Origin of the sequence: Bacillus sp. FSL W8-0519 (genome assembly GCF_038005585.1) — a bacterium.
Classification (GTDB): Bacteria; Bacillota; Bacilli; order Bacillales; family Bacillaceae_G; genus Bacillus_A; species Bacillus_A paranthracis.
In genome coordinates this window covers 4,635,606-4,656,810 of the sequence record NZ_JBBOTL010000001.1, presented here as the reverse complement: position 1 = coordinate 4,656,810, position 21,205 = coordinate 4,635,606, and the positions used below count along the sequence as shown (strand labels likewise).

The 21,205-nt window shown below is 34.4% G+C and carries 24 protein-coding genes, 3 pseudogenes and 1 riboswitch; of the genes and pseudogenes, 13 read left to right on the top strand and 14 right to left on the bottom strand.

The window, feature by feature from the left end; genetic code table 11:
- Nucleotides 1-15 precede the first annotated feature (15 nt).
- Together NST14_RS24505 and NST14_RS24500 are read left to right on the top strand one after the other, a co-directional pair.
- The gene (locus NST14_RS24505; RefSeq protein ID WP_001097107.1) at nucleotides 16-705 is read left to right on the top strand and encodes a response regulator transcription factor; all 690 of its coding nucleotides are present in this window, start codon (nucleotides 16-18) and stop codon (nucleotides 703-705) included.
- Entirely contained in the window at nucleotides 702-2,555 is a 1,854-nt protein-coding gene (locus NST14_RS24500; protein WP_001225473.1) for a sensor histidine kinase, read from the top strand. The genes NST14_RS24505 and NST14_RS24500 overlap by 4 nt, the downstream gene beginning before the upstream one ends.
- A 208-nt stretch (nucleotides 2,556-2,763) precedes the next feature.
- Here NST14_RS24500 and thiT read toward each other — a convergent pair whose 3' ends face one another.
- The gene (thiT, locus tag NST14_RS24495) at nucleotides 2,764-3,432 is read right to left on the bottom strand and encodes an energy-coupled thiamine transporter ThiT (RefSeq protein ID WP_001246599.1); all 669 of its coding nucleotides are present in this window, start codon (nucleotides 3,430-3,432) and stop codon (nucleotides 2,764-2,766) included.
- A gap of 85 nt (nucleotides 3,433-3,517) precedes the next feature.
- A riboswitch (TPP riboswitch) is annotated at nucleotides 3,518-3,619 on the bottom strand.
- Between the two features lie 194 nt (nucleotides 3,620-3,813).
- Between thiT and NST14_RS24490 the strand changes: the two genes are divergently transcribed.
- The 3 genes from NST14_RS24490 to NST14_RS24480 are packed head-to-tail and all read left to right on the top strand — an operon-like array spanning nucleotide 3,814 to nucleotide 6,210.
- A complete protein-coding gene (locus NST14_RS24490; protein ID WP_000060519.1) occupies nucleotides 3,814-4,041 on the top strand; it encodes a FeoA family protein in 228 nt (75 codons plus the stop codon).
- The gene (feoB, locus tag NST14_RS24485) at nucleotides 4,038-6,026 is read left to right on the top strand and encodes a ferrous iron transport protein B (RefSeq protein ID WP_095843206.1); all 1,989 of its coding nucleotides are present in this window, start codon (nucleotides 4,038-4,040) and stop codon (nucleotides 6,024-6,026) included. Before NST14_RS24490 ends, feoB begins: the two co-directional genes overlap by 4 nt.
- Before the next feature lie 16 nt (nucleotides 6,027-6,042).
- Nucleotides 6,043-6,210 (top strand): FeoB-associated Cys-rich membrane protein, encoded by a 168-nt coding sequence (locus NST14_RS24480; protein WP_000989595.1) that lies wholly within the window; start codon nucleotides 6,043-6,045, stop codon nucleotides 6,208-6,210.
- A 56-nt stretch (nucleotides 6,211-6,266) separates the two neighbouring features.
- Here the strand turns inward: NST14_RS24480 and NST14_RS24475 are convergent.
- The 8 genes and pseudogenes from NST14_RS24475 to NST14_RS24445 all read right to left on the bottom strand — a co-directional run.
- Nucleotides 6,267-6,386: pseudogene (locus tag NST14_RS24475) on the bottom strand (IS3 family transposase); the annotation flags it as partial.
- A 109-nt stretch (nucleotides 6,387-6,495) separates the two neighbouring features.
- Nucleotides 6,496-6,897 (bottom strand): hypothetical protein, encoded by a 402-nt coding sequence (locus NST14_RS24470; RefSeq protein ID WP_000413492.1) that lies wholly within the window; start codon nucleotides 6,895-6,897, stop codon nucleotides 6,496-6,498.
- The gene (locus tag NST14_RS24465; RefSeq protein WP_229143071.1) at nucleotides 6,854-7,120 is read right to left on the bottom strand and encodes an EndoU domain-containing protein; all 267 of its coding nucleotides are present in this window, start codon (nucleotides 7,118-7,120) and stop codon (nucleotides 6,854-6,856) included. The genes NST14_RS24470 and NST14_RS24465 overlap by 44 nt, the downstream gene beginning before the upstream one ends.
- Entirely contained in the window at nucleotides 7,120-7,329 is a 210-nt protein-coding gene (locus NST14_RS31050; RefSeq protein WP_370648076.1) for a hypothetical protein, read from the bottom strand. The genes NST14_RS24465 and NST14_RS31050 overlap by 1 nt, the downstream gene beginning before the upstream one ends.
- Nucleotides 7,303-7,624, bottom strand: a pseudogene (locus NST14_RS24460) (WXG100 family type VII secretion target); the annotation flags it as partial. The gene NST14_RS31050 and the pseudogene NST14_RS24460, both read right to left, overlap by 27 nt.
- Before the next feature lie 144 nt (nucleotides 7,625-7,768).
- Nucleotides 7,769-8,911: a S8 family peptidase gene (locus NST14_RS24455; RefSeq protein WP_000724386.1), complete on the bottom strand. Its 1,143-nt coding sequence runs from the start codon at nucleotides 8,909-8,911 to the stop codon at nucleotides 7,769-7,771.
- A 46-nt stretch (nucleotides 8,912-8,957) separates the two neighbouring features.
- Nucleotides 8,958-9,389 (bottom strand): hypothetical protein, encoded by a 432-nt coding sequence (locus NST14_RS24450; RefSeq protein ID WP_001095277.1) that lies wholly within the window; start codon nucleotides 9,387-9,389, stop codon nucleotides 8,958-8,960.
- Between the two features lie 48 nt (nucleotides 9,390-9,437).
- Nucleotides 9,438-9,911, bottom strand: a complete 474-nt coding sequence (locus NST14_RS24445; protein ID WP_000933426.1) for a hypothetical protein — start codon at nucleotides 9,909-9,911, stop codon at nucleotides 9,438-9,440.
- A gap of 300 nt (nucleotides 9,912-10,211) precedes the next feature.
- On the opposite strand from NST14_RS24445, the pseudogene NST14_RS31045 reads away from it, so the two are divergent.
- Nucleotides 10,212-10,331, top strand: a pseudogene (locus NST14_RS31045) (DUF3967 domain-containing protein); the annotation flags it as partial.
- A gap of 301 nt (nucleotides 10,332-10,632) precedes the next feature.
- Here NST14_RS31045 and NST14_RS24440 read toward each other — a convergent pair.
- Nucleotides 10,633-11,211, bottom strand: a complete 579-nt coding sequence (locus NST14_RS24440) for a lipoprotein BA_5634 family protein (RefSeq protein WP_000737498.1) — start codon at nucleotides 11,209-11,211, stop codon at nucleotides 10,633-10,635.
- Nucleotides 11,212-11,614: 403 nt separating this feature from the next.
- Here NST14_RS24440 and NST14_RS24435 point away from each other — a divergent pair, with 403 nt between their 5' ends.
- The 5 genes from NST14_RS24435 (at nucleotide 11,615) to NST14_RS24415 (ending at nucleotide 14,435) form a co-directional block, all read left to right on the top strand.
- Nucleotides 11,615-12,280: a PspA/IM30 family protein gene (locus tag NST14_RS24435; RefSeq protein ID WP_000110281.1), complete on the top strand. Its 666-nt coding sequence runs from the start codon at nucleotides 11,615-11,617 to the stop codon at nucleotides 12,278-12,280.
- An 80-nt stretch (nucleotides 12,281-12,360) separates the two neighbouring features.
- Nucleotides 12,361-12,765 (top strand): DUF350 domain-containing protein, encoded by a 405-nt coding sequence (locus NST14_RS24430; RefSeq protein ID WP_000220322.1) that lies wholly within the window; start codon nucleotides 12,361-12,363, stop codon nucleotides 12,763-12,765.
- Between the two features lie 21 nt (nucleotides 12,766-12,786).
- Nucleotides 12,787-13,293, top strand: coding sequence for a DUF4178 domain-containing protein (locus tag NST14_RS24425; RefSeq protein ID WP_000051759.1), 507 nt, complete (start codon nucleotides 12,787-12,789; stop codon nucleotides 13,291-13,293).
- A gap of 12 nt (nucleotides 13,294-13,305) precedes the next feature.
- The gene (locus NST14_RS24420; RefSeq protein WP_000071211.1) at nucleotides 13,306-14,121 is read left to right on the top strand and encodes a DUF4247 domain-containing protein; all 816 of its coding nucleotides are present in this window, start codon (nucleotides 13,306-13,308) and stop codon (nucleotides 14,119-14,121) included.
- A gap of 95 nt (nucleotides 14,122-14,216) precedes the next feature.
- The gene (locus tag NST14_RS24415) at nucleotides 14,217-14,435 is read left to right on the top strand and encodes a hypothetical protein (protein WP_229143059.1); all 219 of its coding nucleotides are present in this window, start codon (nucleotides 14,217-14,219) and stop codon (nucleotides 14,433-14,435) included.
- A 189-nt stretch (nucleotides 14,436-14,624) separates the two neighbouring features.
- Here NST14_RS24415 and NST14_RS24410 read toward each other — a convergent pair whose 3' ends face one another.
- A complete protein-coding gene (locus NST14_RS24410; protein ID WP_000411240.1) occupies nucleotides 14,625-15,497 on the bottom strand; it encodes a YitT family protein in 873 nt (290 codons plus the stop codon).
- Nucleotides 15,498-15,684: 187 nt separating this feature from the next.
- Nucleotides 15,685-16,719, bottom strand: coding sequence for a YdcF family protein (locus NST14_RS24405; RefSeq protein ID WP_071743408.1), 1,035 nt, complete (start codon nucleotides 16,717-16,719; stop codon nucleotides 15,685-15,687).
- 709 nt (nucleotides 16,720-17,428) lie between these two features.
- Here NST14_RS24405 and NST14_RS24400 point away from each other — a divergent pair.
- Nucleotides 17,429-18,241 carry an S-layer homology domain-containing protein gene (locus NST14_RS24400; protein WP_098946908.1) on the top strand — a complete coding sequence of 271 codons (813 nt, stop codon included), beginning with the start codon at nucleotides 17,429-17,431 and terminating at the stop codon, nucleotides 18,239-18,241.
- Between the two features lie 84 nt (nucleotides 18,242-18,325).
- Nucleotides 18,326-18,559, top strand: coding sequence for a spore germination protein (locus NST14_RS24395; RefSeq protein WP_001998505.1), 234 nt, complete (start codon nucleotides 18,326-18,328; stop codon nucleotides 18,557-18,559).
- A gap of 166 nt (nucleotides 18,560-18,725) precedes the next feature.
- Here the strand turns inward: NST14_RS24395 and cydB are convergent, their stop codons facing one another.
- Nucleotides 18,726-19,754, bottom strand: a complete 1,029-nt coding sequence (gene cydB, locus NST14_RS24390; protein WP_229143058.1) for a cytochrome d ubiquinol oxidase subunit II — start codon at nucleotides 19,752-19,754, stop codon at nucleotides 18,726-18,728.
- On the bottom strand, nucleotides 19,744-21,093 hold the full coding sequence (gene cydA, locus NST14_RS24385) for a cytochrome ubiquinol oxidase subunit I (protein WP_001286187.1): 1,350 nt from the start codon (nucleotides 21,091-21,093) through the stop codon (nucleotides 19,744-19,746). The genes cydB and cydA overlap by 11 nt, the downstream gene beginning before the upstream one ends.
- Between the last annotated feature and the right edge of the window lie 112 nt (nucleotides 21,094-21,205).

The window sequence follows — 21,205 nt, the reverse complement described above, 5'->3', positions numbered from 1 at the left end:
AGGGGGATATAAGTTATGGCAAAAAACATTTTAATTGTAGAAGATGAAGATATTTTGCGTGAAATATTAAAAGATTATTTTTTAAGTGAGCAATATGTAGTGTTTGAAGCAAGGGACGGGAAAGAAGCTTTAGTTGTATTTGAGGAAGAAGAGGTTGATTTAGTTATTCTTGATATTATGTTGCCGGAACTTGATGGGTGGTCCGTTTGCCGAAGAATCCGTAAAACATCCGAGGTTCCTATCATTATGCTGACGGCACGTGTTGATGAAGATGATACGTTACTTGGCTTTGAACTTGGAGCAGATGACTATGTGACGAAGCCGTATAGTCCGCCAATTTTATTAGCAAGAGCGAAAAGGTTATTAGAAAGTAGAAAAGTGACGAAGCGACTTTTAGAGAATGAAGATGATACATTATCAATTCATGGTATTCATGTCCATTTTCCATCGCGTACTGTTACGGTAGATAAAACAGACATTAATTTAACTCATACAGAATTTGAAATATTAGCGTACTTGATGAAAAATCAGGGGATTGTTTTAACACGAGAGCAACTCATTTCAAAAATTTGGGGATATGAATTTGCTGGTGACGATCGAACGGTTAATAGTCATATTCGTAATTTGCGAAATAAATTAGGAGAGAAAGCAAAGTACATTACAACTGTAGTACGAACAGGTTATAAATTTGAGGGGAATGTATGAGAAAAGGGGTTGTACTAAAATTATTTACCCTCACAACAGCATTATGTATGTTAATTTTAGCGACGATTTTTATTGGACAAACGATATTTTTTAAACAATATTACGCGAATCGAAAAGTAGAAGACATTAAAGTGAATTTAAATTCCTTCGAAAAGAATTATTTGAACTATGCAGGAAGTGCAGAAGGAATTCAGAAGCTAGAGCAAGACTTTTTAAGAGAAAATAATACGTGGATTACGACATTAGATCAAAATGGGAATTTAAAACATGCGGATGATTTTTATTTTGAGGTAACGATAGATCGTAGGCAACAAAAGAGCTTTGGACAACAAATATTCAAAATTCCCTTATACAATCTCGTCAATATAGAAGAGATTGATAATAAATCATCAGATCCATTTTTAGGACAAGAAATTTATTTTTCTGGAGTGAAAAAAGAAGAAAGTTTTATTCCATTCTCTTTTTCGCTAGGTAAGCAAAATTTGAATGGATTTAATAAACCGTTAGAAAAAGCATTTAATGAGAAAATGAGTAAATTAGATCAGGAGAAAAAGAAAGCAGCTGAGGAACAATTTGGTAAGGAAAAGAAGCCGGCAGTTCAGGAGCAAGCTGCCCAAGAACCAGATATTCACATAAGAGGGCGTGTTACGAAAGTTCAGCTTCCGGATGTAACAGGTCCTATAAATCCAATTTATAAAAATAGCATCTTTTTAGATAACATAAAAGAATTTCAAACGGATTTATTATTGAAAGAGAGCAAGCCCATACAATCTACTACACAAACAATGGACTATGAAAAAAATGATATTAAATATAAATTATTAATCAAACCAATAAAAGAAAAAGACGGATCCGTCACATATATATATGCGATGGCTTCTTTACAGCCTGTAGATGAAGCTGTACAAATGGTGCAAGATTACTACATTTACATCATTGCATTTGTAGTTGTTCTTATTTTTCTAGCTTCATTCTATTACTCTAAGCAAATCGCAAAGCCGTTATTAAAAATAAATGATACAACGAAGAAAATAGCGCATTTAGATTTCACAGAACAAATACCAATTACTTCAAAAGATGAAATTGGTGATTTATCGAAAAATATTAATGTGCTATCGAATAAACTCAATTCACATATTGGACAGCTAGAACAAGATATTGAAAAGGAAAGAAAGTTAGAAAAGACGCGGAAAGAATTCATTTCTGGTGTTTCGCATGAACTAAAAACACCGCTGAGTATTATGAAAAGCTGTATTTCTATTTTAAAAGATGGAGTAGCTGAGCATAAAAAAGAGTACTATTTTCAAGCGATGGAACGGGAAGTAGACAAAATGGATACTTTAATTTTGGATATGCTGGAGTTAGCTAAGTTTGAGTCAGGCACATATAAAATGAAAAAGGATTCATTTTATATTGATACAGTAATTGAAGATATATGTGAACACCTTTCTGTAGAAATAGAGAAAAAAGAACTTCGTGTTCATAAACATATAGGTCCATTTGAAGTAGTCGCAAATCAAGGCCGGATTGAACAAGTCATCGTAAATTTCATTACGAATGCGATACGTTATACACCAAATAAAGAAGATATTATTATTTCTACAATAGATGAGAAGGATCGTATAAAAGTATGTATTGAAAATAAAGGTACTCACATAGAAGAAGAACAATTAGATAAAATTTGGGATCGTTTTTATCGCGTGGATGCAGCTCGTCAGCGTTCGCAAGGTGGAACAGGTCTTGGGCTTGCCATTTCAAAGAATATTTTAGAACTGCATGATGCTGAATATGGAGTAAAGAATACAGAAGATGGTGTGTTATTTTATTTTTATTTACAGAAAAAAGCGTAGACAATATAATCTACGCTTTTTTAATTTATTTTCATATTATCTTTACTTAATCTTTATTTTTAAACGATATAATCTGGTTAGAAAATGAGGTTATGTAAGGAGTAGATTAGCCGTGAATAGCAATTTACTAGGTATGGTAGTATTTATTTTTCTTTGCGCATTTATTGTATTTTTAATTGATATTACGATATGAAAAAAAGAGCGCTTATTAAGCGCCCTTTTTGTTTGCATTTATTTGATAAGCATTGATGCTCTTGAATAAGCGTGGTGAAGTAAGGAATAAAAATATAAGTAAAACGGTACACAAAATATAAGACCCAATCATTGTACTACCATTTACGATTAATGAATAAAGCACAGCTGATTGACCTTTTGGCGCATATTGTCCCCAGAAAATGATACCGGCAATAAAGTGACAGAAGTAGCGGGCAAAGCTACCGATAAATGTAGCAAGGATAATATAAGCAAGAACTTTCTTTCCTTCATTTTGTTTTGATGAAGGTTTGTCTTTACGGCTACCTAAACTGGATTGTTCTAAGTTATTTTCATTAGAAGTTAAAAGTGCTTTTTGAATTGGACGATAGAATAAGCCAGCAAATCCGATAAAAGCAAAGGCAATGAAGTACTCAATGAATGCTTGAACAGGTGTTAAAATGTAAGCATCTCCCACGACAATTTGTAATAGTCCCCAAACTAAACCACCTAAGAAAGCTGATTTAAAGCCCCAGCGATAAGCGATAATAAAAATAGGAATCATAGCAAATGAAATGGAACCGCCTGTTGGAAGTTTGATTGATAATGGTAAAATGTCGATGACCATGGCGAAGGCTGCAAGAATAGCAGATTCGATCATCGCTTGTAAATTGGTGTTACGCATGTTGTCTCCCCCTAAATCCAAGTTGTACAAAAAAGAATAGATATCATAGGAGGATACGAAATACGTAAATAAAAAGAGGTATGTATTTCGGACGTTTGCACAATCCCTGCGTTAGCATTAACTAACAGGTTCGAAGGGTCGGAACGAAGTGTTCCCTCTCAGCGGCATGGCTCCCCCTGTGATAACGAGATTCTTTATTTGCTACTGTTTATTGTAAGCGAAATGGATGAGAATGGCAAACGAATACAGTATGACAATAATTGAAATAGAATTGTAGCGAAATGTTAATAAATATGAAGCAAAAGGGTATAGTACAAGAGAAATAGAGTGTGCTATAATTTTTTTGAAAATAATTATCATTCTCTTCTGAGGGGGAAGGTTATGAGCTTAGTAGATATTAAAATTGGTGAGAAAGTGTTAGTAAAAAGCGTTCAGTCGTTAGATCAATTATTAAAGAGAAGACTGGCTGCTTTTGGTCTTTCTGAAGGAAGCGAACTTCGTATGAAGCAGAAAGCGATGTTCAAAGGTCCTTGTACATTGGAGTGTCGTGGACAGTTAATTAGCATTCGTCATTGTGACGCGAAAATGATAAAGGTGGAATTAGCGTGAATAAGGTAGCTTTGCTAGGGAATCCGAATACAGGAAAGACATCATTATTTAATGCGCTTACTGGTTCTTATGAATACGTAGGAAACTGGAGCGGTGTAACAGTAGAAAAGAAGGTTGGTAAATTAAAAGATAAGCAAGGAACATTAATTGATTTACCAGGTGTGTATGATTTAAATCCAGTTTCGCGTGATGAAGGTGTTGTAACAAACTTTCTATTAACAGAAGAATTTCAGCATATGTTAAATATTGTGGATTCTTCGCAGTTCGAACGAAATATGCATTTAACGTTGCAATTACTTGAATTTGGTAAGCCGGTCTCAATTGGTTTAAATATGATTGATGTGGCGAAGCAAAGAGGAATTGTCATTGATGTAAAACGATTATCAGAACTATTAGGTGTAACAGTCGTTCCTGTCGTTGCAAGAAGTGGAAAAGGCTGTGAAGAATTACTTGCGACTCTTAAAGAAAATGATAAAAACGAGAAAAAGCCATTCATTATTTCATATGGTGTACGAATGGATGAAGGAATTGGAGAAGTAATTTCTCTTTTAGAGAAAGCGAATTATGAGCATCCGAGATGGTTAGCTCTTCAATTTTTAAGTAATAACGAAGTAGTAGAAAAAGAAATGAAAGCATTACCAATCTATAAGGAACTCATAGCCATTCGATCTCGCTTAGAAGAAAAACTTGATTGTACGTTGGAAGAGCACATTTACAAAACTCGTGAAGCGTATATTGAAAAGTTAAAAACAAATGTTATGAAGCATGAGAAAGAAGGAGAAATTCCTTTTTCAGAAAAAATTGATAGATTAATTACACATAAAATTTTAGGACTTCCAATCTTTTTAGCAGTTATGTTTTTTATTTTTCAGGTTACGTTTACGTGGATTGGGACACCGTTATCTGATATGTTAGATGAGTTTTTTGCTGGACAGCTTACGGATTGGGTGATAGCTGGGCTTGCAAGTGTTGGAGCTTCTGATTTTATTCAAGCACTCGTTACGGAAGGTATTATTGCTGGTGTTGGTGCCGTATTAGTATTCGTTCCACAAATCTTTGCACTATTCTTTTTCATTTCATTATTAGAAGACTCAGGATATATGGCGCGAATTGCAGTTGTTATGGATAGAATTATGGAGTTCTTCGGTTTAAACGGAAAAGCGTTTATTCCGATGATTATCGGTTTTGGATGTAATGTTCCAGGTATTATGGCAGCGAGAACGATTGAACAAGAAAAAGAACGTTTACTTACAGTTCTTGTAACACCATTTATGTCTTGTTCGGCACGTTTACCTGTATATGCGTTATTTGCGGGAGTATTCTTCCCTCATAGTCAGGCAACTGTTGTGTTCTCCCTATATGTTGCAGGGATTGTCCTTGCGTTATTAGTTACAAAAATTATGTCTCTTACCATTTTAAAAGCGGAAAAATCTATTTTCGTTATTGAACTACCGCCTTACCGCGTGCCGCAAGCGAAAACGTTATGGCTAAGTACGTGGGAGAAAGGGAAAGGATTTGTTCGTAAAGCAGGTACATTTATCTTTGGTGGTTCTGTTGTCATTTGGCTATTAAATTATGCAGGGCCATCAGGATTTGGTGTTGATATGGGAGACAGTTTCTTAGCAATGATTGGTGGATTTATCGCACCACTATTTGCGCCGCTTGGCTTTGGAACGTGGCAAGCTGCAGCTTCCCTTTTAACAGGATTTTTAGCGAAGGAAGTGGTCGTTTCTACAATGGCCATTATTTATGCGGTGAAAGAAGATGTGCTTGGAAATGTAATGGGAGCACATTATACAGCATTATCAGCTTATGCATTTATGTTCTTTATTTTATTATATGTTCCGTGTTTAGCGACGGTAGCTGTTATTAAACGTGAAACAGGATCAGCGAAATGGACGATTTTCTCAGTCGTGTATCCACTCGTAGTTGCTTATGTATTAACGCTCATTATATACCAAGTTGGATCCCTACTCGGATTCTAGAAGGAGATGTATTGTGATGATGGTCAATATTATAATTGGAGCTATCATTTTTGGTTATGCAGCATACACGTTAGTTAATTTTGTAAAGAGAAGTAAAAAAGGAAAATGCGCGGCATGTTCTTTAAATAAGTCATGTCAGTCGAATACTTGTAGTCCGGATATGGAGCAAATTGCTCATAAATAGAAAAAAGCTTTTCGAATTTGAATTGAACCCAAAAAGTTAGGCAAATATATTAAGCAGCTAGCTACTAAGGATTGAACTCTGTATTGCACAGGGGGCAATCCTTTTAGTTTTGCTTTAATTCTTTTGTGATTGTAGTAATAAATATAAGTTTCTAGTTCTTGCTTAAATTGTTCCATTTACTGCTTGTATTTTATCCTTTGAAGAAAATTTAGCCGTAAAAAATGCACCTCCAATTGTTAATTATGTGTCTAACAATTGGGGTGCACTTCATTACAGGCAGTCTTTTTAATCTACTTCAATATCTCGGCCTTCTGTCATCACTTTATTTCTCCAAAGCAAAAGTAATCTCCTGAATTCTGAAGTTTCTAATTTACATTGATTATTTGGTGGGCTAATGTAATAATTAATCGCGCTTGTATATTTAGGTTCAATAAATACAGCAGCAGCATTGTATTCTAGTTCATAACTAGGGTACTTTCCTTCTACGACATGGTCTAAAACTTCTATGTATTCATCCGCTTCATCTTCATCTAGATTTTCTATAAAGTCAGATACAATAGCAATTTCTTTTGGTAAACGAATTCTTAGTCCACCAAATGGGTCACGCCAAAATTCATGTGAATAATTCATTAATACAACCTCACTATCTTCTCGTATATTTTGGATAAGCAGTGGTAATTTCTCCATTTTCAATAATCATCTCAACCTTAAATCCAGAAGAAGTTTGCTCTACGTATTTATTTGGAGCGATTTGAACAAGATTGGTATATGCTTCTTTAATAGAATCAACTACCTGGACTCTATTCCAATCCTTAGGGAAAAATGAAGATTTAGCTTGTTTTACAATACCATCAACCTTTAGCTCTGCAACATATAATCCTGCAGGATTTGGTGGCCTAGTAACGCGAATTATCTCTCCCCCATCATATTCTCGTGAATAGTGTCTTTTATTTTATTCACATCTTTATACGCTGCATCGATACCATGTTTAAATTTATCATATAAAGACTCATCGGAATTTTTTACTTTACTAAGATCCTCATAAGTTTCCTTGAGACCATGCCAAACCTTGTCACGTAAAAATCCATCATTTTTCTCACTATTTAACTTACCACACATTGCTCCTTCTTCAAGATTTCCATCATATGAAGCATCTGCGGTACGGAATTTTTTCGGCAATTCTTTTCAAATTCTCTTCCACTTTTATAATCGAATTGATAGATGTAAAAGCTTTTGGTCTTGCATCATTGAACATTTGAATGAACTGTTGGTTAGAGGCACCAATCCATTGAAAACACAAATGATCTATTTCATTACATAAATTATTATGTATAGTTTCTCATGCGATGCTGGTATTATTTGCACAATTAGCAACTTCTTCTAGCATTTCAGTTGTTACTTTGATTTGAACCATTTCTTTCCTCCCTTTCCCCAAATTAAAATTATGAGATAAAAAGAAAAAATGTAAATACGGAAACTTTAGATTAGCATAATAATATTTGTGTTAAATAATGTTAAAAGGTGCACTCATATTTAAGTGCACCTTTTAACATTATGTTTAATCCGCCATATTTAGAGCGTAGTCTACATTTATCTTACCATTACCATATTCAAAAGCATTACCAAGAGAAATAGCCGCTTTATTCATAATCTCTCTAACTTGTTTATTTGATAAATAAGGGTTCTTTTCAAATATTAATGAAGCAACGCCCGCGACGTGGGCTGCTGCCATAGATGTTCCGCTATCTAATCTGTAATTTCCATCTTTCCATGTACTTAAAATATCAACACCAGGTGCCATTAATTCAAGTTCATCACCTTTACTTGAAAGAAAACCGCGTGCATCATTTTTATCTAAAGCTCCGACAGCAACTACTGATTGGAATTTTGCAGGATAAGAAATTGTATTTCCGTCCTTATACCCCTCATTACCAGCTGAGGCAATTAATAAGATACCCTTTTGATAAGCCTTGTCCATAGCTTCTTTAAAAAATGCTGACTCTTTCTTTCCTCCTAAGCTCATTAAAACAATATTTACATTATGTTCAATGGCCCAGTCTATTCCCTTTACAACTGTACTGTATTTTCCATTTGTATATTTATCTAATACTTTTACGGCATATAAATCTACATTAGGTGCTATACCTGTCATTCCTAATTCATTATCTTGTGCTGCGACAATTCCTGCTAAATGTGTCCCGTGACCGTTATCATCATCAAAACTTGGGTGATTCTCTACAAATGAAATACCGTCTTTTATTTTTAAATCTGTATGTTCTGTATCAATTCCCGAATCCAATATAGCAACAGATACCCCTTTTCCAGTGAAAGGAATAGTGTTGATGGATTTTGATTGTGTCATTGAGGGATTAGTTTGAGTATTACTATCCCCAAGGGCTTTAATAGTTTGATCTACTTCCACTTCACTAACATTACTATTATGTTTTAAAACTTTTTCAGGATTATAGGAGAATTCAGCTTTAATAATAGGTAAATTTTCAAAGGTTTCCTTAATAACACCACCATGTTTAATGATAAGTTGTTCGTCAACTGTGTTATTAAACATAATTAAGTAGTCTTTTTTTATATCATGTTCAGCAGCAAATACGTTTTTTTCATTTAATCCACCAATAAAAAAGATTAATAAAGAAAAAATAGTAAAAGCAAATAAAGGTAAATTATGAATAGTTATTTTTTTCATCGAATGTTAGTCCTTTCAAACGTAAAAATAAGGCGCATATTGCGCCTTATTTTTGTGATTCTGAAATTAAATACTCACAAATGTCTGTATGTATACCTTGTCGATTCGTACGCTTTAATAAAATTAAAGGTTTTACATCTTCAGGTAAAAATGGAGTAATAAGAGATGAAAATGCTTCAAAAGTTGGAGCATTTTCTATAGATAGTCCATTAAAACCTGTAGTATCTAAATGAGAGTATTTAGATAACATGGCTTCTTTATGAGATTCAAAATATTTAATTCCATCTTTTTCTAATTGCTCTGATTGACGTCTTAATTGAAGAGAAAAAGCACTTAGAATATCTACAAAAATATTATGTTGTTCTCTAGAAAAATTATAGTCAATCATATAATCATAGAGAGGGTTGTCATCAATATTAACCATTTTTTTCAATAGTTCAATTTGATATTTTAATAATTCGAATTCATTCGTGTTCATGTATATCATCTCCATACTTCTATAAGGTATCAATACTATTATTACACATTATAGAATAACAAATAAAATTCCTTCCGCTACTACATCTGCTGTAGAAGGTGTTATGCCGCAATCATCAATTAAAAAGTTTTTTAATCCTCGTTTAGCTACATTTTCTGTGTACTCTAAATAGTGGGCAATTGATAAACGATTTTCTTTTACAGCGTTCTTATATTTTGCTTTACCTAAGTATCCAAGAAGGCTTTCTAACGCTTCACCGCCCCATTTTAAACCGTAAATTAATCCTTGCTTTTTCCAACCTTGAGCAGATACCTCGCCGTCTTCATCTATATCAATTGTTGGATTTTGATTTAAATCAGTCACATTGTAGTTTGTTTGTGGGAAATTCACAACATTATTTTTCACAGGTGCATCTGTTTCAGCAGCAAAAGAAGAAAGTGGTGCAACTGTTAAAAGTGCAGCGAATGCCATTGAAGCTGGGATGATTTTCTTGAATTTTGATTTTAAGTTTAGGTTTAACATAAGTGTATAATTCATCCAAAAATGTTTTTTTTAAATAACGATTCCAATTGTTGCATATTTTATTTAGGGCGTCCATGCGATATGCAATATTGCATATATTTATAAATATATATATATTATTTATTGGGTAAAATATTATTTTTTATGTCTGTTCTTTATTAGAGGGGATTAAAATAAAAATGGTGTCATTTATTTAAGTGAAGTGAAGTTACATCCAAAAATCATTTTCTTGAACTGTTTTAAACCCTCTTCCGATTTGAAATAGTTATCTTCTTAATTAATCAAATCCGTTGTAACGTTATGACGGACGAAATTGTTTATTCTGCTAGTGAAGTATCCAAACGACTAGGAATAAGTGATAGCACTCTTAGAAAGTACATGGAAGTATTGCAGTGCGAAGTAATAAAGGGATATAAAGATGGTATGTATAACATTAATGGTAATTAGTGGATTTCAGGTGAGTGTGTAAGGTTCGAAAAATAATATTAACGTCATATTATTGTAAAATGCATCCGTACAAATTATAGATTTATTCAGTGGATCAATGTCAACGACAGTCATATAGTTAGTAAGTAAAAAACATCTTCAGTACCTTCTAGATATCGTTTTACTGCTTGTATTTTATCCTTTGAAGGAAATTTAGCCATAAAAAATGCACCTCCAATTGTTAATTATGTGTCTAACAATTGGGGTGCACTTCATTTCGTGAAGCTTTTTTGTTTTACTTTTTAATTTTTACAAGTTGTGATGATTCTACACCATTCTTTCCAGGGAACTCTTTACTTGGATCTTTATCGAATTTTAATACACCTACAGATTTTTCTTCACCTTTTACATTTCCGTAAGTTGCATCATCAACAATTGCGAACATGTCGGCATATGCACGGCCACTTCCGATAATTGTGTTGCCTTCATATTTTAATTTTGCTCCATCAAGTGTAGCATTTTCTACTTTTTCTTTAGCAAATAATACACCTTGTTCTGCTGTTACAGCTGGTAATTTATCAAGTGGCTTCGTGTTGTCTTTTGCATCCACTTTGTTAAGTAATTCTTTCTTCACCAGTTCTTCACCAGTTTTCTTATCCATGACAAGAACTTTTTTACCTTCTAATGTTGTCATTTTCATTTTATAGAAGTCTTTTTCTTTCACTTCTTTTTTGTTTTTATCTGTAATTTGCTGAACTTGTTCTTCTGATCCGTAAATTACAAAACCGTTCGCTTTCTCTCCTAATAAAGAACAACCTGATAATGCCCCAAGTGAAATTGCTGCTGCTAACCCGATTCCTACTAATTTTTTCATGATGATTTCTCCTTTTATCTGTTTTATAGTAAATACAATTTTTGTATTAGTTCCGAAATGATGAGAAGCTTGTTTGTTGCTTCTGGTATTAGTGTATAAGAAATAGGGAGACGCAACTATCGAGTTAGCTTACAGTAACATTACACTTATGTAATTTAGTGAAATTGCACAAAAGCAAGTTAATTTTAAAGAGGGATAATGAGAATATATTAGAAATACAATATTATATATAGAATGTCATATTATAATGGATGTATTTTGGAAATAACATGTAAGGACATATTAGTTTTGTTATAATAAACACATAGGCTGTAAAAATGAATATTCTTTACTGTAAAGGGAGATTTTTCAGTTTTCCAAGTAGTGAATTTGAAATATGAGGTATATCATAGGAGGAATTTAGATGTCTGTATTTAAACGATTAAGAGATTTAACAATGTCGAACGTATATTCATTAATTGAAAAAGCGGAAGATCCAGTTAAGATGACGGATCAATATTTACGCGATATGCAAGCGGATGTACAAGAAGCTGAGAAAAGTGTAGCCGCTCAAATTGCACTTGAGAAGAAATTCAAAATCTTATTTGAAGAGCAAGAAGCGCTTGTGAAAAAACGTGAAGAGCAAGCTCATATGGCTGTTCAAGCTAACAACTTAGATCTTGCGCGCCGTGCATTAGAAGAAAAACAAAATGCAGAGCAAAAGATGAATGAGTATAAAGCAAGCTATGAGCAAAACAAAGCTGCTGCTGATAATCTTCGCCTGAAGCTAGAAGAAATGCGTAAGCAATTAACTGAGCTGAAAAATAAACGTGAGACACTTGTAGCACGTGTAAATGCGGCGAAAGCACAAAAGAATATTAATCAGGCGATGTCTGGATTTGATTCAAACTCAGCGAAAGCTGGTTTAAGCCGTATGGAAGAGAAAGCTCTTCAATTAGAGGCTGAAGCAGAAGCAAGCGGTGAAGTGTACAAAAAAGAAAAATCATTAGATGATGAATTCGCAAGCTTAAACAAAAACTCTGCTGTTGACGATGAATTAGCTCGTATTATGAAGCAGTATGAGAAATAATATAGAATAGAGACAAATGAACCGACATGTCTAAACAAATTCATGTCGGTTTTCTATTACTTTTTAGAGGAGGTTTTGCAATGACATGGACAAATGTATTAGCCATGCTTGTATGGACTGGAGCGAGTGCAGTACTTTTATTTGCAATTATGTGGGTTGATTCGATTTTTACAAAATACAATGATTTAAAAGAAATAAAAAATGGCAATACAGCTGTAACAACTCGTTTCGTTATGAAATTATTCGCACAAGGGTACATTTTATCTCAATCGATAACGAAAGCAAATGACTTATGGCAAGCACTACTTGCATCAGCCGTTTCTTTCGTTATTTTATTAGTGGTAGAAATGTTTATCGAATTTGTGTTAAAGAAAATGGCTGGTTTAGATTTAGAAGAAGGTACGAAAGAAGGCAGTGTTGCGCACGCGATGTTGGCCGGATCATTACATATTGTGGGTGCACTTATTTTAGGTGCTTGTTTATAAAGAGAGAAGGAGGGGTAGCTCATGAGTTTATTTAAACGAATTAAAAATATAATGAAAAGCCCAGAACCGCCGAAACCAGAGAAAAGTTTGTTAACGTTAGCTCCTGGCGATATGGTTGAAGTTTCATTAGTCATGTATGAATTAATTGGGAAAACGAGTATGCATTCTCGTAAAGAAATTGTTTTAACACTGCAAGACGGGAAAGATATTCGTTATTTAAAAATTGAAGATCGTGAAAATACGTATTACAAATTATATACACCAATTGATGGTCGTTTAGATTCGATTGATGAAATTCCGACGACAATTGAGATGGATGATACAGAGTACCATATGGAAGAGCAATATAACGGACGTGTTGTTGTGATGGGGAAAACACCATTCTCAGCTTCAGAAGAACAGTATGTATGGGAGTTCCAATCGGATAATCGAAAATTATTACGTATTGAATGGCAAAATGGTCGCACAATGATGTATGAGGGAGAAGCAATTATTCCTGCTGATGTACAAATTATAAGAGCAACGTAAGGGGGCGTAATCATGTCAAACCGATTGTTTACCATGATTAAATCGTTCGTGATCCCTATACTTGCTATCGTTACGTTACTTGTTGTTGCTGGATATGCCTTATCAGGTTGCCAAGGCGGACAGACAAAGTCGATTCAAGATCGTTATCCGCTTGAATCTGTCGCAAAAGAAGGTAAACAAGAATCTTACGTGTATAGGGCCGCCAATCGGTCAGTTCCTGAAGTCGCGAAGGAACTCATGAATGAAAGAGAACCGAAGCAAGCATCTAAAGAAGATGAAAATCAAATGTTCCTCGTTTATTCTGATAAGATTTATAACTTGCAAAAGGATAAAGAGAAGCCATCTGATACGTTAATTGAAATAAGTAATAAAGAATTTGTTCGTCAAAATTACCAACCGTCCTTCCTGCAAGGATATATTATGGGTAGTATATTAAATGATATATTCGGTTCACGAAAATCATCGTACGGTGATTATCGCGGATATAATGACAGACAAAATCATAAACCAGTTATTCCAGAGAGACCGCCTACGAAAGAAGAAAAGAAAACCCCGCCTCCAATTACGAAGGAAGGGAAAGGGTCTATCATTAAGCGTGGCGATAATGTAGATTCGAAATCTTCTGTAGGAGATACAGGAAGTATTACGAAAAAAGGAAGCAGCACGCCTCCGCCTTCTACTGGAAGCAAAGGGAAAATAACGAAAACACCAGGTGGTTCGAGCGGATCAGATGTGAAGCCGAAATCATCTATTAAAACGCCACCAAGGAATACATCTCCTCCGAAAACGAGGGTCGGTGGTTCAGGAAAGATTACGAAGAGAAGATAGTGTAGAGACCGGAAAGTGGAATTTGCTTTTCGGTCTTTTTTATGGGGATTAATTCCTTGTAGCTGGTACAATGGATTTATAAGGAGGAGATTATTATGACTATGTATAAAAGATTTAGTGTAATTATGTTCCTCGTCTTATTTTTAAGTTTATTCATTAGCACAACGATGAAATTTCACTTTGTAGTAGGTATTCTATGGATACTATGTACATGTACTCTTTTTCTATATGTTCCGCTTCGTTTTCAACATGAAGTGCCAGCCTTTCAAAAATACGTGGCATGGATTAAGAGCGGGGGAAGATGGGGGGAGTAAAAATATATCAGTGATTATCGAAATATATCGACCACAACTCCAAATATATCAGCGATTATTGGAATATATCGCCCGCAACTCCAAATATATCAGCGATTATTAGAATATATCGACTTACCGACAAAATTTGACAAAAATAAAAGAAGAGGGTGTGCCAACATATTGGCACACCCTCTTCTTTCATAATGATTAATGAATATCACGTTTCTTAAAGTTACCGCCTTTTACTTCTGCTACGTCATAAACTGTAATAAAGGCGTGTGGATCGATTTCATTAATAAGTTCTTTCATTTTACTTTCTTCTAAACGGTTAATTACACAAGAAATTTCTTTGAATTTCTCTCTAGAATAACCGCCGTATACTTCGTTATATGTTGCACTTCGGCCTAAACGATCACGAATGGTTTCTACCATCAATTCAGGCTCTTTTGTAATGATTTTAAATGCTTTCGAACCACTTAAACCAACTTCAACGATATGAATCACTTTCGAAGCAATAAAGTAAGCAATTGCCGAAAGGATAGCTCCTTGAAGACCGAATACGGTTGATACGAAAATAAATACGAACATGTTTAAGAATAAAATAAGGTCACTCGTTCCAAATGGTAACTTACGAGAAAGCAATACAGCTAGCATATCGATTCCATCTAATGCCCCGCCATTACGTAATGCTAGTCCCATACCAAAACCGATGATAATACCACCAACAACTGTAACTAATAATGTATCGCCTTCAATAATAGCTGGTATTCCGTGCATGACAACGGTACCTATTGCTAATGAAGCAATCCCGATAATGGAATAAATAGCAAAGCTTTTACCGATTTGCTTATATCCTAACCAAACGAAAGGAATGTTAATAACTGCGATTAGAGCTCCTAATGGTAATCCAAACAATCTTGAACTAACGATACTTAAACCAGTTACACCACCGTCTGATACGTTATTTGGAATTAATACTGCCTCTAATCCGTACGCTGTAATAAATGCCCCAATAATAATCATCAAAGCTTTTGAAGCGATTTTAAGCTTATTGGGCTTGTTTTTGATAATTTTCTCCATATGATTTCCTCGTTTCAAACTAGTTTCTTATTTGTTACGTCATTCACACTTAAATTTTATTTTAACATTTTATTTGAAAAAATTCTCCTTTAATGGATGTATGCAGGGAATATTATGACCATATTAACTTTAAAATATTTTTGAAATGCGTATAAGAAATCCCATCCTTTCAAAGGATGGGATGCTATTAAGAAATGATAAAACTAAGTAAGGATAGGAATAAAGAAAATCCTAAAATAACTCCGCAAACTTTCATATGGCGCTTACGTCCCATCACAACGATTGCAACATACTCACGAATCATTGCATTAGGCCAATAATAAAAGGCTGTCTTTGATCCAATTCCTTGGCTATTAAGACCAGCTTGTCTTGCATATATACCAGCGCGGAAAAGGTGGAAATTATTCGTTGTAAAAATACTTTTATACTTACCGTCTGGTTTTAAAGAATCCATAATTTCTTTAGAGAACAACATATTTTGATATGTGTTTACAGAGCGATTTTCTTGCACTGTATGTTCAAGCGGAATTCCTTTTTCAACAGCGTACTTTTGCATCGCTTCTGCTTCAGGAAGGCCTTCATCTGGACCTTGTCCACCAGAGAAAATAATTGTTGGTGGGGTATTCACAGCGGCTTGTTTCCAGTAAAAGTCGATCGCTTTATGAATACGACTGGCAAGTAAAGGTGGTACTTTATCATTAATTAAGCCGCTACCGAGAACGATAATGAAATCTTGATTACGCCTTGGTCTGTTGAATTGATATAGAAAATAAGCGCTTAAGAAGTTAGATAAGTGTATAAAGAAATATACGGTTATAAGAGAAATACCAGCGAAAATAGGCTGGAAATGTGATGAGAAGAAACTTGCTGGACTTATGAAAAGGAATAATATACAGAATAAAATACCTAAAGCAGCAATAAGTGTTAAACAGTTAGTAAAACGTCGGCCTTCTCGTTTCATTAAAATTCTCGCATTCAGAAATAGTCCAAACATTAAAGCAACAATACCAAAAGGAATCATAACGATAAGTGCTAAAATAGGTAAGACTATTATGTAGCCTAGGATAGTATTACTTGAGTTCCAAGAGACAAGTATACAAAACAGAAGGAAAAAACAGATAAAAGTATTAAATAAAAACCCATTTATTATTTTTCGTGGATCTTTTAAATAGGAGATAAGAAAAATAATAAACAATATAAGAGGAATGATTCCGAAAGACATAAATATAGTACACCTCAACTTGTATAAGAATTTGACATACCTTTTATATTACATGATTTTATAATTGAAAATGAAAAAAAAAGGATTTTGAATTTTCTCAATAAAATATATGGATACATATGTTACAATGTATGTAAAGCGATATATTAAAAGTAAAATGGTTGAAGAGGCACTCTATGGAGTGTCTTTTCTTTTTCATATGTAATTATGCATATTATATTTATTTTCAAGTGAAGAGGATTAAAATATAAGTGGTAGACATACTTTATAAAACAGAATGTAATACAAACATTTCCCTCTATTTTTTGTATCTAACAATCGTATAACAATAAATAATTCTGTTTTATAGTGTCTGTTTATGAAAGGCATCTTCTTTGAAGGCGCCTTTTTTGTTGTTTCATGTAGATGCTTTTCACTGTTGGTATAGTGGAAAGTATCTATACTAAACATTAGCAATCTTCCGTATAAATATTATCAATTTACTATATATTCCAGTAGTGTTAACCTACATATGAAAGGCTTTCTTTTTCAAAATATTACCCCTAATAAATTTTTGAAGAAGTCAACTGTCTCCAAAATTGCCATTCATGCTTAGCAAAAAAGAATCCTGCAGGATTCTTTTTTGTGTTCGACAGAATATGACAAAGTACATTTGAATAATTTGTTATATTGTTAAATGGTTATTATGGGAAGAGAAGGAGACTTAAGTATGAGATTTAAAAAATTAATTTTAACAGGTGCACTTGTTGCAACTACAGCATTTACTTCAATTGGAACAGCGGAGGCAAGCGCAGGTTTTAAAGATGTTCCAAACAATCATTGGTCTTATAAAGCAATTATGGATTTAGCAAATAAAAACGTTGTTGCTGGATACGGAAATGGGATTTTTGGATTTGGTGATGATGTAACGCGTGAGCAAGTTGCAGCTCTTATGTTCCGCCATTTAAAACCGACAGTAAAAGAACAGTATAACAATCCATATAAAGATGTTACGGATCGTTCAACTATGTTTAAAAAAGAGATTCTTGCTTTAACAGAGATGGGCGTATTCGTTGGAGATAACACAGGGAAATTCAGACCGAAAGATGCGTTAACTCGTGAAGAAATGGCACAAATTTTGACAAGAGGATTCCAATTGCAAATTAGAGGGGATCATAATTTCCCGGATGTAGATAGAAATGGATGGGCGAATCCTGCGATTACTGCAATTAAATCAAATTATATTACAGCTGGAACTGGTGACGGTACATTCGCACCTAAAATGCATGTAAGTCGTGAGCAATATGTTCAGTTCTTATATAATGCAACGTTACCACTTGAAGAAAGACCAGGAGCAAAACAACCACAGCCGAAACCAGAACCGAAACCAGAAGTAAAGCCAGATCCAAAACGTTTTGCTAATTGCAAAGAAGCAAACGATGCGGGATATTATGACATTACAAGAGATAGCCCGTATTATGGTAAGCATTTAGACCGTGATGGCGATGGAATTGCTTGTGAGAAAAAGAAAAAAGGTAAATAAGAAAAAAGCACTCAGTCTGAGTGCTTTTTTCTTATGGAAACATGCTATTTTTTTAGGCACTTTTCATAAAATGAAAGTAAGGAAATGAAAGTAGGTGACAAAATGCCGTCAGTTGTGGAAGGCGTTATTATTGAAAACTGCAATGGAACGATTAATTTAGGAGATAAATATAACGTGCAGCCGATTGAAAAAACGAAAGCTTATAATGGATCGGGATCATCGAATACAGGGATTAAAGTACAAACATTTAGCGGGATTAGTACATCAGATGTAGGGGATAGCGATGTGAATGATCAGGGAATACAGTTTACTTTATAGAGAAATATGTAAAATTGCATAAAATGATGAACTTGTCCTGTGCTACAATCTAGCTGTGAGCTGTTAATGATTCTTCTGTATTATAGTTGTTAGATTAGAAATATAACATCTTATCGAAAATCATACGTATAAAAAAGACACTTCAAACGAAGTGTCTTTTTTCATTTTAGTGATACCCTTTAGCAGAGTCTTTATGAATTTTATTTTTAAAGATACTGTAACTCCAAAGTTGATATCCAATAACAATTGGTACCATAACCATTGCAACGAAGAACATAATTTTTAAGTTTAATTGACTACCAGCTGCGTTGTATAACGTTGTACTATAAGCATCATTAATACGAGATGGTAACATTCTTGGGAACATACCCGCAAAGCCAGTTGTCATAAACATTGCGATTGTTAAGCAAACGAATGTGAATGCAAGACCGATTTTATGTTTGTACACCATAATAAGTGCGAGTACACTCATTAACATTGCAAGTACTGGAAGAATGAATAGTACCGGGTACTCTGTGAAGTTTTGGAATAAATTTGTACGATTTGCAGTTGCTACATAGAAAATAGCTAAAATGATAGCAGCTGCCATTGAAAATGGTCTTGCGATTTTATAAGCACGGTCAGATACTTCACCAGTCGTTTTAATCATAACCCAAAGGGCACCAGATACGACGAATATAGCAGTGAAGAACAGCCCTCCTAAAATACCGTAATGATTTAGTAAGCTAAGTAAATTTCCTTCATAGCCATTTTTTCCAATTTGTAGTCCGTAATAAAGATTAGCAAATGTAACACCGAATAGGAAAGCAATTAAGAAACTACCAATTGAAAATGCCCATTTACAAGTTTTTTGCCAAATTGGTGAATCATCTTTATGCATGAACTCAAGTCCAGCAGCACGAGCAAATAGTGCAAGTAATACTAAGAATAACGGTGTATATAAATAACTAAACATATTTGCATATGTGACTGGGAAGGCAGCAAATGTTGCGCCACCAGCTGTAATTAACCACACTTCATTACCGCCCCAGAACGGGCCAATTGCTTCTTGTAATTGATTTCGTTCTTGTCGGTCTTTCGTAACGAAAGGAAAAATCATTCCGTTACCAAGTGCATATCCATCAAGAATAAAGTAAACTGTCCAAATCACGCCCCATAAACCAAACCAGATAATCGCAAGCATATCATGAGACATGAGCCACGCCTCCCTCAGTAGCAGGTTCTTCTAATGCTGCTGGTCCTTTTTTGGCGAACTTCAGCATTAAGTATACATCTGCGATTAAAAGTAAAGTGTAGAACAAGATTAAACTAATTAATGAGAACCAAATTTGCGGGACAGATATAGGTGATACAGATTCTGCGGTACGCATGAGTTTATAAACTGTCCATGGTTGACGACCTACTTCGGCAACAATCCAACCAGCATTAATTGCGATATATGGTAGTAAAACAGACCATATTGTAATTTTTAAGTAACGTTTTGAGTTTTCTAGTTTTCCTTTTCGGTTTAAGTAGAAACCGTACCAAGTTAATGCCATAAAGAACATACCAAGTGCAACCATTAAGCGGAAGCTATAGTACACAAGGTTAACGTTTGGACGATCTTCTTTCGGAATATCTTTTAAACCAACAATTTCGCCATCAAATGAATTTGTATAGAAGAAGCTTCCTAACTTTGGAATCGTAAGGAATTCAAAGTTCTTTTCATTTTCCACATCAGGAATTTGAACAATCGAGAAGCCTTGTCCTTTCCCAGTTTCCCAAACAGCTTCCATTGCAGCACCTTTAGCAGGTTGATATTTAGCCGCGGATACACCAGATTGATGTCCCATAAACGGTGTAATTGTTGCGGCAAATAAGCCTAACATTAAGCCAAACTTAAATGATTTTTTGAAGAATTCAACTTCATTTTTACGTAATAAGTGATAGGCACTAATTGCCATGACGAAGAAAGCACCAACAATATAACAACCAACTACAGTATGGAAGAACATATTCCAAGCGTATGGATTCGTAACGAGTGCCCAGAAATCATTTAATTCAGCGCGGCCGTTACGTACGACGTAGCCAACTGGGTTTTGCATAAAGCCGTTTGCTGTAATAATCCAAAGGGCGGAAATATTTGTGCCAAGTGCAACCATCCACATACAGAAGGCACGGAACTTTGGTGAAATTTTATCTTTACCGAATAACCATATTCCCATGAAAGTAGATTCTAAGAAGAAGGCAACGAGTGCTTCGATTGCGAGAGGTGATCCGAAAATATCTCCCATATATTTGGAGTACTCAGACCAGTTTGTTCCAAATTGGAATTCCATCGTAATCCCGGTTATAATCCCCATTACGAAGTTAATTGTAAATAATTTACCCCAGAAATTTGCCATTTTGCGGTATGTTGGATTCAATGTGCGGGCGTATTGAGTTTCCATACATGCTACTAAAATGACAAGTCCGATTGTCAAAGGTACAAATAAAAAGTGATAAAAAATAGTAATTGCAAATTGAAAACGACTCAGTAACAGAACGTCGGACATAATAAATATTCACTCCTTTTTTACATTATCTACAATCAGTTTATAGTGAAAATGCGTTTAAAGTATGTGAGACTTGTTACAAAGCTGTGTGTATATTTTGAAAGAATTATGT

Bases quoted from the DNA above. Each gene is read 5' to 3' on its own strand.
- NST14_RS24505 (WP_001097107.1), top strand. From the start codon at position 16: ATGGCAAAAAACATTTTAATTGTAGAAGATGAAGATATTTTGCGTGAA.
- NST14_RS24500 (WP_001225473.1), top strand. From the start codon at position 702: ATGAGAAAAGGGGTTGTACTAAAATTATTTACCCTCACAACAGCATTA.
- thiT (WP_001246599.1), bottom strand. From the start codon at position 3,432: ATGCGTAACACCAATTTACAAGCGATGATCGAATCTGCTATTCTTGCA.
- NST14_RS24490 (WP_000060519.1), top strand. From the start codon at position 3,814: ATGAGCTTAGTAGATATTAAAATTGGTGAGAAAGTGTTAGTAAAAAGC.
- NST14_RS24480 (WP_000989595.1), top strand. From the start codon at position 6,043: ATGATGGTCAATATTATAATTGGAGCTATCATTTTTGGTTATGCAGCA.
- NST14_RS24470 (WP_000413492.1), bottom strand. From the start codon at position 6,897: ATGGAGAAATTACCACTGCTTATCCAAAATATACGAGAAGATAGTGAG.
- NST14_RS31050 (WP_370648076.1), bottom strand. From the start codon at position 7,329: ATGTGTGGTAAGTTAAATAGTGAGAAAAATGATGGATTTTTACGTGAC.
- NST14_RS24455 (WP_000724386.1), bottom strand. From the start codon at position 8,911: ATGAAAAAAATAACTATTCATAATTTACCTTTATTTGCTTTTACTATT.
- NST14_RS24450 (WP_001095277.1), bottom strand. From the start codon at position 9,389: ATGAACACGAATGAATTCGAATTATTAAAATATCAAATTGAACTATTG.
- NST14_RS24445 (WP_000933426.1), bottom strand. From the start codon at position 9,911: ATGTTAAACCTAAACTTAAAATCAAAATTCAAGAAAATCATCCCAGCT.
- NST14_RS24440 (WP_000737498.1), bottom strand. From the start codon at position 11,211: ATGAAAAAATTAGTAGGAATCGGGTTAGCAGCAGCAATTTCACTTGGG.
- NST14_RS24435 (WP_000110281.1), top strand. From the start codon at position 11,615: ATGTCTGTATTTAAACGATTAAGAGATTTAACAATGTCGAACGTATAT.
- NST14_RS24430 (WP_000220322.1), top strand. From the start codon at position 12,361: ATGACATGGACAAATGTATTAGCCATGCTTGTATGGACTGGAGCGAGT.
- NST14_RS24425 (WP_000051759.1), top strand. From the start codon at position 12,787: ATGAGTTTATTTAAACGAATTAAAAATATAATGAAAAGCCCAGAACCG.
- NST14_RS24420 (WP_000071211.1), top strand. From the start codon at position 13,306: ATGTCAAACCGATTGTTTACCATGATTAAATCGTTCGTGATCCCTATA.
- NST14_RS24415 (WP_229143059.1), top strand. From the start codon at position 14,217: ATGACTATGTATAAAAGATTTAGTGTAATTATGTTCCTCGTCTTATTT.
- NST14_RS24410 (WP_000411240.1), bottom strand. From the start codon at position 15,497: ATGGAGAAAATTATCAAAAACAAGCCCAATAAGCTTAAAATCGCTTCA.
- NST14_RS24405 (WP_071743408.1), bottom strand. From the start codon at position 16,719: ATGTCTTTCGGAATCATTCCTCTTATATTGTTTATTATTTTTCTTATC.
- NST14_RS24400 (WP_098946908.1), top strand. From the start codon at position 17,429: ATGAGATTTAAAAAATTAATTTTAACAGGTGCACTTGTTGCAACTACA.
- NST14_RS24395 (WP_001998505.1), top strand. From the start codon at position 18,326: ATGAAAGTAGGTGACAAAATGCCGTCAGTTGTGGAAGGCGTTATTATT.
- cydB (WP_229143058.1), bottom strand. From the start codon at position 19,754: ATGTCTCATGATATGCTTGCGATTATCTGGTTTGGTTTATGGGGCGTG.
- cydA (WP_001286187.1), bottom strand. From the start codon at position 21,093: ATGTCCGACGTTCTGTTACTGAGTCGTTTTCAATTTGCAATTACTATT.